The 13,046-nt window shown below is 64.5% G+C and carries 9 protein-coding genes; 5 read left to right on the top strand and 4 right to left on the bottom strand.

The features are described 5' to 3' along the window. Position 1 precedes the first annotated feature (1 nt). The 3 genes from treZ to treY are packed head-to-tail and all read left to right on the top strand — an operon-like array spanning position 2 to position 6,989. Positions 2-1,924: a malto-oligosyltrehalose trehalohydrolase gene (gene treZ, locus P0D96_RS39545; protein ID WP_408319225.1), complete on the top strand. Its 1,923-nt coding sequence runs from the start codon at positions 2-4 to the stop codon at positions 1,922-1,924. Beyond that, positions 1,921-4,134, top strand: a complete 2,214-nt coding sequence (gene malQ, locus P0D96_RS39540; RefSeq protein WP_408319223.1) for a 4-alpha-glucanotransferase — start codon at positions 1,921-1,923, stop codon at positions 4,132-4,134. Before treZ ends, malQ begins: the two co-directional genes overlap by 4 nt. Then, positions 4,131-6,989 carry a malto-oligosyltrehalose synthase gene (gene treY / locus P0D96_RS39535; protein WP_408319221.1) on the top strand — a complete coding sequence of 953 codons (2,859 nt, stop codon included), beginning with the start codon at positions 4,131-4,133 and terminating at the stop codon, positions 6,987-6,989. Before malQ ends, treY begins: the two co-directional genes overlap by 4 nt. Positions 6,990-7,186: 197 nt before the next feature. Here the strand turns inward: treY and P0D96_RS39530 are convergent, their stop codons facing one another. The 3 genes from P0D96_RS39530 to P0D96_RS39520 all read right to left on the bottom strand — a co-directional run bounded on the left by P0D96_RS39530 (position 7,187) and on the right by P0D96_RS39520 (position 10,228). Then, positions 7,187-7,909, bottom strand: coding sequence for a sulfite exporter TauE/SafE family protein (locus tag P0D96_RS39530; protein ID WP_132383656.1), 723 nt, complete (start codon positions 7,907-7,909; stop codon positions 7,187-7,189). 60 nt (positions 7,910-7,969) lie between these two features. Then, the gene (locus tag P0D96_RS39525) at positions 7,970-9,313 is read right to left on the bottom strand and encodes a hemolysin family protein (RefSeq protein ID WP_408319219.1); all 1,344 of its coding nucleotides are present in this window, start codon (positions 9,311-9,313) and stop codon (positions 7,970-7,972) included. Between the two features lie 93 nt (positions 9,314-9,406). Further along, positions 9,407-10,228, bottom strand: coding sequence for a sensor histidine kinase (locus P0D96_RS39520; protein WP_408319218.1), 822 nt, complete (start codon positions 10,226-10,228; stop codon positions 9,407-9,409). Between the two features lie 187 nt (positions 10,229-10,415). Here P0D96_RS39520 and P0D96_RS39515 point away from each other — a divergent pair, with 187 nt between their 5' ends. After that, complete coding sequence (locus P0D96_RS39515; RefSeq protein ID WP_027803023.1) at positions 10,416-10,757, top strand: FKBP-type peptidyl-prolyl cis-trans isomerase; 342 nt, start codon at positions 10,416-10,418, stop codon at positions 10,755-10,757. Between the two features lie 32 nt (positions 10,758-10,789). Continuing rightward, positions 10,790-11,569 (top strand): AraC family transcriptional regulator, encoded by a 780-nt coding sequence (locus P0D96_RS39510; RefSeq protein WP_408319216.1) that lies wholly within the window; start codon positions 10,790-10,792, stop codon positions 11,567-11,569. Positions 11,570-11,650: 81 nt separating this feature from the next. Here P0D96_RS39510 and P0D96_RS39505 read toward each other — a convergent pair whose 3' ends face one another. Beyond that, on the bottom strand, positions 11,651-12,841 hold the full coding sequence (locus tag P0D96_RS39505) for an O-succinylhomoserine sulfhydrylase (RefSeq protein WP_408181675.1): 1,191 nt from the start codon (positions 12,839-12,841) through the stop codon (positions 11,651-11,653). Positions 12,842-13,046 lie beyond the last annotated feature (205 nt).

Genomic DNA, 13,046 nt, shown 5'->3' with positions numbered 1-13,046 from the left:
CATGTCCGAAAGTCCGATTGATCCTCATGCGCATCATCACGCGCACTGTTTGCCGTTCGGCGCGCAGTTGCTAGGCGCGACGGGCACGAAGCCGCGCACGCGGTTTCGCTTTTGGGCGCCTTCCTGCCAACACGTCCAGGTGGAAATCGAAAACGGCCCTGCCCAAGGCACGCACGATATGACGCCCGCCGGTAACGGCTGGTTCGAAGCAAGCGTCGACGGCGGCGCGGGCACGCTGTACCGCTTCCGGTTGGATGGCGAGCATGCGGTGCCCGATCCGGCATCGCGCTTTCAGCCGCAAGACGTGCATGGGCCGAGCGAAGTCATCGATCCGCGCGCGTACCGTTGGGAACACACGAACTGGCATGGCCGGCCTTGGGAAGAAACGGTGTTGTACGAGTTGCACGTCGGCGCAATGGGCGGTTATGCGGGTGTGCAGAAGCGCCTGCCGGAACTCGCCGCGCTCGGCGTCACCGCCATCGAACTGATGCCGTTGAACGACTTCCCCGGCAAGCACAATTGGGGCTACGACGGCGTGTTGCCGTATGCGCCCGATTCCGCCTACGGCCGCCCAGAAGATCTGAAAGCGCTGGTCGATGCCGCGCACGGTCTCGGCCTCATGGTGTTTCTCGACGTGGTCTATAACCACTTCGGCCCGGACGGCAACTATCTGCACCAGTACGCCCGCTCATTTTTCCGCGAAGGCACGCACACGCCGTGGGGCCCGGCGATCGATTTCGAGCGCAGCGAAGTGAGCGACTTCTTCACGGATAACGCCGTCTACTGGATCAACGAATATCGTCTCGACGGGCTGCGTTTCGACGCGGTGCACGCTATCGACAACCACGCGTGGCTGCGCGAATTGTCCGATCATATCCGCGCCAAAGTGCAGCACGGCCGGCACGTGCATCTGGTGCTGGAAAACGAGCACAACAGCGCGAGCCTGCTGGAAACGCATTTCGACGCGCAATGGAACGACGACGCGCACAACACCTTGCACGTGCTGCTGACCGGCGAAACGGAAGGCTATTACCACGCGTACGAAGACCAGCCGATCCGCCGTCTCGCGCGCGTCCTATCGGAAGGCTTCGCCTATCAGGGCGACCCTTCGCCGATACACGACGGCAAACCGCGCGGCGAAGCGAGCGGTCATCTGCCGCCCACTTCGTTCGTGATGTTCCTGCAGAACCACGATCAGATCGGCAACCGCGCGTTCGGCGAGCGGCTGCGCAAACTGACCTCGGACGACGCGTTGCGCGCCGCCACCGGCCTGCTTCTGTTGTCGCCGCAAATCCCGCTGCTCTTCATGGACGAGGAGTACGGCTCCACTCGACCCTTCCTGTTCTTCACCGACTACGCCGGCGATCTCGCCGACGCGGTCCGCGAAGGACGGCGCCGCGAATTCGCGCGCTTTTCCTCGTTCAGCGACGAGAAACGCCGCGCGCAGATTCCCGATCCGAACGACGTGAAGACGTTCGCGGCATCGTCGCCGGCGGCGTCGCACACAGCGCCGAATCACGAAGGCGATGAAGCGAAAGACCGCCTCGACTGGATGCACTTCTACAAATCCGCGCTCGCTGTGCGCGCCAAACTGATTACCCCGCGCCTGCAACATAGCAAGTCGTGCGGTGTGATGGTGCTGACCGCGGCGAATGGCGGCGACGCCAATGCGCTGATCGCGCGCTGGAAACTCTGCGACGGCGAGACGTTATCGGTCGCGCTGAATCTCTCGAAAGAGAACGTGGCGTGCGCCGAAATTCCGGCCGGCAAGGTGATTTTCGAAACGCCGCCACGCGTGCGCGAACAGATCGACGTCAAGGTGTTGCCGCCGTACACGTTCGTCGCGTGGCTGACCGGCGACGTCTGCGACTACGCCATCGGCCACGATGCCCGCATTGCGGGCCAACAGGAGCGCCACGCGTGACTACCCGACGCCCTAACAACACGATCGTCACTCTCGCCTCGCGCGCCGGCTTCGAGGTGGAGTGGCAGGACGCGCACCATACGACGCAGCATGTGCCTGAGACCACACTCGCCGTGCTGCTCGAGCGGATGGGTTTGCCGTGCGGCAACGCCACGCAAATCCGCCAAAGCACTGCCGCGCTGGAAGCAGAATTGTCGGGCCGCAAACTTCCGCCGCTGATGACCGCGGAAGTCGGGCGCGGCATTGCCTTGCACGTCGCGGCGATCAAATCCGGCATCCATTATCGGATCGAGCTTGAAAGCGGCTCGATCATCGACGGCAGGTTTACGGCGCCCAAAGGCGAGGCGTTGCTCGCACCGATCGACGAGGCCGGCTATCACACGCTCGTGATCAACGATCAACGCGTGACGCTGGCCGTGGCGCCGCCGCGCTGCTATACGGTCGCCGACGCCTGGCGCACGCTGCGCGACCACGACGAGGACACCGGCGACAACAGGACCACGCCGCCGCTGTGGGGCATCGCCGCGCAGTTATACGGCTTGCGCCGCACCGGCGACGGCGGCATCGGCGACTATTCGGCGCTTGCGCAAATCGCCGTTGGAAGTGCGAAGCGTGGCGCGCACGCGCTCGCCGTCAGCCCGACTCATGCGATGTTCAGCGCGGAGCCGGAGCGCTTCAGTCCATATTCACCGTCGTCGCGTTTGTGGTTGAACGTCACGCATATCGATCCCGCTGCCGTGTTCGGCGCGGATGCGGCCCATGCCGCGCTCGAAGCCGCACAGGCCGGCGACGCGTGGTCGAAACTCGAACGCCTGCCGCTGATCGACTGGCCGAACGCGGTCGTGCTGAAGCTGAAAGTCTTGCGCACGCTGTACGAGCATTTCTGCACGCACGAACGCGCGCAGCACACGCCGCGCGCGCTGGAATTTCACGGCTTCTGCGGACGCGCCGGGCGCGCGCTCGAAGATCACGCGCGTTTCGAAGCGCTGCAGGCGGCGCAACTCTCGCAAGAAGGCGGCAACGGACATTGGCGCAACTGGCCCGAGGCATTGCGCGATCCGCGCAGCCCGGAAGTCGAAGCCTTCGCCGAGGCCAATCGTCATGAGGTCGATTTTCATCTGTTTCTGCAATGGCTCGCCGCCAAGGGTTTGTCGCACGCACAACATGCGGCGCGCGATGCCGGCATGGCCGTCGGCCTGATCGCCGATCTCGCGGTGGGATGCGATAGCGCCGGCAGCCATGCATGGTCGTATCGCGACGACATGCTGCAAGGCGTATCGGTCGGCGCGCCGCCGGATCTGTTCAACCAGGCCGGCCAGGCGTGGGGACTCACCACGTTCTCGCCGCGCGCCATGCGCACGCAGGGCTTTTCCGCTTTCATCGACATGTTGCGCGCGGCGTTCGCGCATGCCGGCGGCATCCGCATCGATCACATTCTCGGCCTGCGGCGGCTGTGGCTCGTACCAGAAGGCGAAAGCGCGCGCAACGGCGCTTATTTGCGCTACCCGCTCGAAGACCTGCTGCGTTTGATCGCGCTCGAATCGTGGCGGCATCGCGCGATCGTGATCGGCGAAGATCTCGGCACCGTGCCGCCCGGTTTTCGCGAGCGGCTCGAAGAGCACGGCATCGCCGGCATTCGCGTGCTGTGGTTCGAGGGCGCGCACGACGGCAAAGGATTCAAGCCGCCTTCGGCTTGGGACCGCAATGCGGTCGGCACGACGACCACGCACGATCTGCCGACGGTCGCCGGCTGGTGGCGCGGCAGCGACATCACGTGGCGCAACAGGATCGGCCAGACGATGGCGCGCGCGGACGGCCGCGATCCGGAGGAAGCGGCCCAGGAAGTGCGCGCGCAAGACCGCGCCGAGTTGTGGCGCGCGTTCCAGCAAGCGGGCGTGGCCGCGCCCGACGTCGCGGCGCCGCCGCCCGACCGCGCGCCCGTGGACGAAGCGCTCGCCTTCGTGGCCGCGACGCCCGGCCCGCTGGTCACGTTTCCGCTCGAGGATCTGTTCGCGCAAGTCGAGCAGCCGAATCTGCCCGGCTCGATCGACGAGCATCCGAACTGGCGGCGCCGCGTGAGCGTGCCGATCGACGAACTGTTCGAGGACGACACTTTCTGCGACCGGCTGCTCGCGGTAGATCGCGCGCGCCGCGCCGCGACCGCCCCGGTTCCTTCCGCCAACGCTTCTTCGGAGCCTGATACGCCATGACCGTCCCGCGCTCCACGCTTCGCCTCCAGTTCCACCGAGGCTTCACCTTCGACGATGCCGCGAAGCACGTCGATTACTTCGCCGCGCTCGGCATCAGCCACGTGTACGCGTCGCCGATTACGACGGCCGAACCGGGCTCGATGCACGGCTACGACACCGTCGACTACACCCAGGTCAGCGCCGAGTGCGGCGGCGAGGCGAGCCTGAAGCGCCTCGTCGATAAACTGCGCGCGCATAACATGGGACTGATCATCGACACCGTGCCCAATCATATGGGCGTCGGCGGATCGAGCAACGCGTGGTGGCTCGACATCCTCGAATGGGGCCGTCATAGCGCTTATGCGCGGCACTTCGACGTGGACTGGCATTCGCCCGATCCTGCCTTGCGCGGCAAGGTGCTGGTGCCCACACTCGGCGCGCCGTACGGCGAGGAACTCGCGGCAGGCCGCATCGCGCTGCATTTCGCGGCCGACATTGGGCGCTTTTATATCGGCTACGGCCCGCACGTGTTTCCCGTGTGCCCAACCGATTACGCGTCGATTCTGCAAAGCGCCGACCGCGCCGATCTCAACGCACTCGCCGAGCGCTTCCACGGACTCACGACGCAACCGACCGATCATCCGCGCGCCGCCGAAGGCCGCGACATGCTGCGCGAGTTCGTCGCACAAAACGGTGCCTCGGCGATCGAAATCGCGCTGCAGGCGTATGCCCCTGACGATCCGGTGACGCGTGACCGACTGCATCGGCTGATCGAGCGGCAGCACTTCCGCCTGGCGTGGTGGCGCACCGCGTCCGACGAGGTGAACTGGCGGCGGTTCTTCGACATCTCGACGCTCGCCGGCGTGCGCGTGGAACGGCCCGAAGTGTTCGAGGCCGTGCATGCGCTGCCTTTCCGTCTGTACCAGGAAGGCGTGGTGGACGGCTTGCGGATCGATCACGTCGACGGCCTCGCCGAGCCGCGTGAATACTGTCAGCGTTTGCGTCAGCGTCTCACGGAACTGCGCGATACCGCGCCGTATGTGGTGGTCGAAAAGATTCTCGGCCGCGGCGAACCGCTGCGCGACGATTGGCCCGTGGACGGCACGACCGGCTACGATTTCACGAGCGACGTCGGCGCGTTGCTGCACGATCCGGCGGGCGCCGAACCGCTCGCGCAAACGTGGGCCGAACTGACCGGCCGCAGCCCCCGTTTTGCAGACGAAGCGCTAATCGCGCGCCGCAAGATTCTCGCGGAAAACCTGTCGGCGGAGCTCGACCGCGCGGCGCGCGCGTTGCATCGCATTGCCCGCGATTCGCTGACCACGCGCGATTTCACCTTCACTACGCTGCGGCGTGTGTTGACCGAACTGGTCGTGCATTTTCCGGTGTATCGAATCTATCCGCAGAACGGTCTGCGTAGCGCGGCGGATAACGTTTATTTCGAGCAGGCTTTGGAGGGCGCGCGACGGACGCTTTCGCGCGCGGATCTTGTCGCGCTCGATCGCGTAAATGCGTGGCTCGGCGGTAGCGCGGAAGAACCGCCGCCCGGACGAAGCGGCGCACCGCAGCAACAAGGCCAGAACGGCACACCGCCAAGCCATGCCGGTTCCGCGCGACGCACCGCGCAGACGCTGTTTTCACAACTGACCGCGCCGGTTGCCGCGAAGGCGGTCGAAGATACGGCCTGCTATCGCTATGGCCGGCTATTGTCACGCAATGAAGTCGGCTCGGACCCGGGCGAGTTCGCACTGTCGGTCGAAGCGTTTCACGCGGCGAATCTGGAGCGTTCGCAGCGCTTCCCGCACGCGATGCTCGCAACGGCCACGCACGATCACAAACGTGGCGAAGACGTGCGCGCGCGGCTCGCTGTGTTGAGCGAGCTCGCGCAGGACTGGGGCGCGACGTTGCGCGCGTGGTCCACGTTGAATGCGCCGCATCGTCGCGCGTTCGATGGCAAACCCGTCAGCAGCGTCGGCCAGGACACGACCTACCACTGGGCGCCCGGCCCCGCCGCCGAAGCGATGCTCTATCAAACACTGATAGGCTGCTGGCCGCCGGATTTGCAACCAGACGATGAAGCCGGCGTGAAGGAACTGGCCGAGCGCGTCGCGCAATGGCAATTGAAGGCGCTGCGCGAAGCCAAGCTGCAAACCAACTGGCTCGCGCCCGACGAAGGGTACGAGGCCGCCTGTCGCGATTTCCTGTTCGACATCCTTGCACCGCAGCGGCGTGACGGCTTCCTGAAGGCGTTGTCCGCGTTCGTCACGAGAATCGGCCGCGCCGGCGCGCTCAATAGCTTGCAACAGACCGTGTTGCGGCTGGCATCGCCTGGGATTCCCGATCTTTATCAGGGCACCGAGTTGTGGGACTTCAGTCTGGTCGATCCGGACAACCGCAGACCCGTCGATTTCGCCAAGCGCGAGGCGTGGCTCGTACAGACGCCGCCGTCGGAATTCCTGCCGAGCTGGCGCGATGGACGCGTGAAGCTCGCGGTAGTGCAGCGCGTGCTCGCGTTGCGAGCGCATTTGCCGGAGTTGCTGAGCCAGAGCGAGTATTTGCCGCTCGCCGTGCGCGGGAAGCACGCGTCGAGTGTAATCGCGTTTGCGCGGCGGCATGGCAATGCGTGGGCCGTGGTGATAGCGAGCCGGCTCGCGGCCGGCTTGCTCGGCGACGATGGCGATTTGCCGATGGTCGATCCGGCGAAATGGGAGGACACGGCGCTGGAGATGCCGTCCGATCTATCCGCGCGAGCGCTGTTCGACTGGCTGAGTCCCGCTGCGCCGAAGGTCGATGAAAACGGTCTGCTGTATCTGCGCGATGCGCTCGGCGCGATGCCGATCGCTGTGTTGGTGGAGGACGGCGTGCCGCGTAGTTGATCCTCTTGATCTTCTGGGCGAAGGCGGTTGGAGCGTATGTGCTCTGACCGCCTTTTTTATGGACCTGGTCGGAATGAGGCGTTATTCCGCTGAAGTGCTCTGCTCTTCGTGTCCCGCCACACGCGCCCTTTGTACAATCAGGATGTGAAGAATCAAGGGAAGCGCTGATGACGTGTTTCAGGCTTCCGTCGGCTAACCTAGCGTCCCGCTGCCCACAACAGTGAAAGTCCCGAAGACAACATCAAGCCGTCGACGACCAGTTTGAAGGTCGAGGGGCTCATACGAACCACAATCAGCCGCGCGGCAAACGAGCCGACCATGAGCGCAGAGCCGGTGATCAAGCCATCGATCACCACATGCAAAGGCAATGCGCCGAAATGATTGAAGACTGCGACTTTGGCGGCATAGACGGTCAAGGAGCCCGCCGCTTCGGTCGCGAGAAAAGCGCCCTTTACGAGGCCGTAAGACATGAACACCGGCACTGTGATCGGCCCGGTGGACACGACGATCCCGGTAAGAAAACCCACCACGCCGCCGATCAGGGAAAGCTGCCACAAAGAGAACTTGATATCCCGGCGCGCGAGCCAGCGCCGCGTGGGCACCATCGCGACGAAGAACAAACCCAAAGCAATTTCGACCGCGTGCGGCGGCAACGCAAGCAGCGTGCGCACACCGAGTGCCGCGCCCGGCACGGCGGTCACGCAGTAGGCGCCGCACGCCCGCCAGTCGATCTCGCGCCACCACGCGAGGACCTTGCCGAAGTTGCCCATGATCGCGGCGATCGCCATGATCGGCACCGCCTGTTGCGGACCGAACAGCATCACGAGAACGGGCATCAGCATCATCGACGAGCCGGTGCCGACCACGCCGCTCAGCGTGCCGGCCAGCAACCCGACGCACAGCACCAACAGATATCCCATGTCGCCCCCAATGGTGTGGACGCCAATTCTACCTGTGGCGTGTTGCAGCGCTATCGCGGCTTAGCCGCCTTCGTCATCGAAGGTTTTCGGATAGACGCGCACGAGCACGATCCGCGGTCCTTTCATCTTCTTGACGACGACGTCGAAGCGGTCGAACTCGACGCGCTGCCCTTCGGTGGGCAGATCGTTGAGCGCCTGAATCACGAGGCCGCCGACCGATTCGGCCTTGCCTTCGTCGATGTCGATCCCCAACGCGCGTTCCAGCGACACCACCGGCAAGCTGCCCTTGCCCATCAAGGTGCCGTCGTCCATGCGCGTCCAGTCGGCGTCGCCTTGACGGAATTCGTCGTGGATCTGGCCGACCAGTGCGCCGAGCAGATTGTCGAGCGTCAGGAACCCGATCGGCTTCGAACGCTTGTGGCCGACCAGCGCGAAGTGCGGCGCACCCTTGCGGAAGCGGCGAAACAGTTCGAGCGCCGGCATCTCCGGCGTCACGTACTGCACGGGCCGCGCGTATTTGGAGAGATCGTCGAGCGTGCTGCCCGCATGGCGGGCCAGCAGCAGATCCTTCAAATGGATCATGCCGGCCACGCGTTCGCCCGATGCGTCTTCGAACAGCGGATAGCGGCTGAAGCGATGCCGCGCCACCACCTGCATGTTTTCGCGCAACGGCAGATCGCGCCGCAAGCCGACCATTTCGTAGGCCGGACGCATGAGGTCCGACACCGTCATGCGCGAAAAATCCAGCGAGTGCGCGATCGTGTTCCACTCGTCCTGACTGTAGGCACCGTCCGGCGAACCCAGTTCCGTTGCGACGTTGGCGCGGCGGCCGCGCAGGATCAGCTTGAGTTCGTCGGTTGAGTAGTGCGAGTCGTGGCCGTGATCGGCGTCGAGCCCGGCGAGTTTGAGCACGGCATTCGCGCTCGTATTGAGCACCCAGATCGCCGGATACATGGCCCAGTAGAAGCCGTATAACGGCGTAGCGGTCCAGAGCGAAACCTTCTCCGCCTCACGAATCGCCAACGACTTCGGCGCCAGTTCGCCCACCACGATATGCAGGAACGAAATGCACGAGAACGCGAAGAACAGCGAAATGCCGTGGATCAGCTTCTCCGATTCCACGCCGAGCAGCGTGAAGAGCGGCGTGAGCAGTTCCGCGAAGGCGGGCTCGCCGATCCAGCCGAGCCCGAGCGACGCCAGCGTAATGCCGAGCTGACAGGCGGAAAGATAGGCGTCGAGGCGCCCGTGCACCTTGCCGAGCAGCCGTCCGCGCATGCCGTGTTTGGCGGCAAGGCTTTGCACGCGCGTCTGCCGCAGTTTGACCAGACCGAACTCAGCGGCAACAAAGAAACCGTTGAGGGCAACGAGAAACAACGCACCGATAAGGGCGACGACCTGGATCAAAGCGAAAGGCTCCGGCAACAAAAGTTGTCAGTATAGAGGGTGAAAGCTCGGTGAAATCTGAATCGCGCAAACGAAGTGGCTGAGTCCAACCGTTCACTTTGGTGCTGTTGCGCTCAGCGGGATGCGTAGCGCAAGCGTGGCCGTAGCGTTGCCGCCCGGCTCGCTGCCGGCCGCGTCGACTTGCTCGAAACTGCCGCCGTGCGCTTCCGCGACGCGTTTGCACAGCGCCAGCACCCACGCGATGCGTTTCGCCTCGCGCGGCTCGCGCGCCTGCTTGCGGGCAAACGCTTCGAGCACATGGGGCAAGGCGGGATCCTGCAACGCGGCGCTGTTCGTGTCGTACGCGAGGCTGGCGTGCCATGCGCTCGTGTCGGCTTTCGTGGACAGGACGACCGTGGCGCCTTCCGGGCTCGTTTCGACCGCGAACGTCAGCATCAGCCATAGCGCGGCGGCAAGGCGCTCGCGGTCGCCGTTGAGCTGCTCGCTGGCGAGTTGCGAGTCGAGCGTGACTTCCACACCGCGCGTCCGGGCCAGACCCGAGCGGACTTCTTCCACGGTTTCATCGAGCAGCGGATGCAGCGGGAACGACGCGTAGGCGAGCGCCAGCGATTTGGTTTCGGCGCGCGTGGCGTCGACGATCGTCTCGAGCAACTTGACCTGCTGGTCCACGCCATTGCGAATGCCGGTGACGGCACGCTGCGCGTTGGGGTCGTTCGCGTCGAGCTTGCGCTCCAGCACGTACGCCCAGCTATGAATGGCATTCAACGGACCGCGCAGATCGTGCGACACCAGCGAGAGCACATGGTCACGCATGAACAGCGCGGTTTCCGCGCGGAGATGCGCGGTACGTTCGGATACGGCGAAGCCGGAAGGCACCGGCTTTTCGCCGGTAGCTCCGGTTGAAGACGTTGTCACGATCGAGCCCTCTCAGGCAGTGCATGATGATTGAAAGAAGCCCCATTATAGGCATGCCGTCCGGCGCCACCAGCCTGGCCGGACGGCCAATCAGCACGCAATCCGCGTGCCACGCGGCAATCCTCGGCATGCGGCGCCAACACGCCTACAATGTCGGTTTTTACGTTTTTGACCTGAGGAGCGACACATGTCGACTGTGACTACCGAATCCGGCTTGAAGTACGAAGACATCGTTGAAGGCACCGGCGCCGAAGCGGTGGCCGGCAAGACCGTCAGCGTGCACTACACCGGCTGGCTGACCGATGGCCAGAAGTTCGACTCGAGCAAGGACCGCAATGACCCGTTCGCTTTCGTGCTGGGCGGCGGCATGGTCATCAAGGGCTGGGACGAAGGCGTGCAAGGCATGAAAGTCGGCGGCACGCGCAAGCTGACTATTCCGCCGCAACTCGGCTACGGCGTGCGTGGCGCAGGCGGCGTGATTCCGCCGAACGCCACGCTCGTGTTCGAGGTCGAATTGCTCGGCGTCTAAGCTTTTCGCAGTTCTGTCACCGCGCACCGTCGATGAGCCACGCCGCCGTTACCGCTCCTACCGTTTCGCTGCGCCGCTACGGCGCGATCGAAGCGTCGGACGTGCACGACTTTCACCAGGTCGTGCTCGGGCTCGACGGCGCGATGGTGATGGCGGTGAACGGCGTCGCGCAACGGCTCGACGCCAGTACCGCCTGGCTCATCCCGGCGGGCGCGCGGCACGATTACGCGGGCGTCGGCGAGAACCGGCAGTTGGTGCTGGATTTGCCGGCCACTTCGCTGGCCGTGCCGGAGCGTTTGTTCGACCGCGCGCGGCCCGTCTCCGTGGAAGGCTCGCTTGCGCAACTCGTGCATCGCATCGCGGCGCACGCTACCGGCGGCGTTCTGGGCGACGATCTGGATACGCGGCGTTTTCATTGGGACGCAGCCGCGCGCCTCGGCGCGGCGTTGGTGGCCGATGCGGGCACCACGGCCAGCGCCCAGGCAGCCGGCGCGGGTCTCGACTTTGCGCGTATCGACCGCTGGCTGCGCGCGCATTTATCGGAGCCTTTGCGGATCGCCGACCTCGCCGCGCATTGCGGCTTCGGCATGCGGCGCTTTCATCAGCTTTTTATCGAGGCGTTCGGCGAGACGCCGCATCGCTATTTGCAGCGGCTGCGGCTCGATACGTCGATCACGCTGCTCGCCGATCCGCGCCTTTCGTTAACGGATATCGCGCTGGACATCGGCTTCGGCGATCAGAGCGCCTACACGCACGCGTTCACACGGCGTTTCGGGCTGGCGCCCGGTCAGTGGCGCGCGTTGCGCCACTGAGTTTTCACTGCACTGAGTTTCACTGCGCGAGCCGCCCGAGCGGCCCGCCTGTCCTTCATTGAGCCTTCGCTCGAACCTCGCTCAACCCGCGAGACCGCGCTCCAGATCGCCGCGGATATCGCCGGCATTTTCCAGACCGACTGCAAGACGAATCAAGCCTTCGCTGATCCCCGCCGCCGCGCGCGCTTCCGGCGTCACGCGACCATGCGTGGTCGTGGCCGGATGCGTGATGGTGGTGCGCGTGTCGCCGAGGTTGCCGGTGATCGAGCAGATCTTCGTGTTGTCGATCACCCGCCATGCATTCGCGCGCATCTGCTCCGGCGTGTCGCCCTTCAGTTCGAACGAGAGAATCGCGCCGCCCGCCTTCTGCTGACGCATGGCCAGCGCGTGCTGCGGATGCGATTCGAGCCCCGGATAGAACACGCGATTCACGGCCGGATGCGTTTCCAGCCAGCGCGCGATTTCGAGCGCATTCGCCGACTGCTTTTCAACGCGCAGCGACAGCGTTTCCATGCCCTTGAGCAACACCCAGGCGTTGAACGCGGACAACGTCGGCCCGGCGCTGCGGACGAACGGGAACACCTTTTCCATGATGAACTGCTTCGTGCCGACCAGCGCGCCGCCGAGCACGCGGCCCTGACCATCGAGGAACTTGGTGGCCGAATGCATCACGACGTCCGCGCCGAGCTTCAGCGGCTGCTGCAAGGCCGGGCTGCAGAAGCAGTTGTCGACCACGAACAGCGCATTCGACGCCTTGGCGATCTTGCTGATCGCCTCGATATCGGCGACTTCGGTCAGCGGATTCGACGGCGTTTCGAGGAAAAACATCTTCGTCTCCGGGCGCACCGCGTTTTTCCACGCGTCCAGATCGGTCGGATCGACGAACGTGGTCGTGATGCCGAACTTGCTGAAGATCTGCGAGAACATGCCGAGCGTCGAACCGAACAGCGCCTGCGAGCTGACCAGATGGTCGCCCGCCTGCAACGCCGACATCACCACCGACATGATCGCGGCCATGCCCGACGCCGTCGCCATGCAGGCTTCGCCGCCTTCGAGCGCGGCCAGACGATCCTGGAACATCGAGACGGTCGGGTTCGTGAAGCGCGAGTAGGTGTAGTTATCTTCGGAATTCTTGAATTTTTCGGCGGCATCCGCGGCACTCGCGAACACGAAGCTCGAGGTCAGGAAAATCGCTTCCGAATGCTCGTTGAAGTCGCTGCGCACCGTGCCCGAGCGGACTGCCAGCGTGTCGAAGTTCAGGGAGTCGTCCATGTTGGTTCTGGTTTCCAATGTTCCATGACTGCGTTCGGCATTTGCGTCTCAGATGAACTGAGACGCGCGTATCAAGCCGAACGGCAGCAACAAAAAAGCCCGCTTTTGCGTCGGCATAAGCGGGCTTCATGTGCGGGGGAAAGCTGGAGCGGAGGTAGATGAATGCGGCTTTTCCACCATTCGCTTTAGCTGTTTCGGGTTGCCC

The sequence above is a fragment of the Paraburkholderia sp. RL17-347-BIC-D genome (assembly GCF_046027915.1).
GTDB lineage: Bacteria > Pseudomonadota > Gammaproteobacteria > Burkholderiales > Burkholderiaceae > Paraburkholderia.
This window is presented reverse-complemented; position numbering and strand designations above follow the sequence as displayed.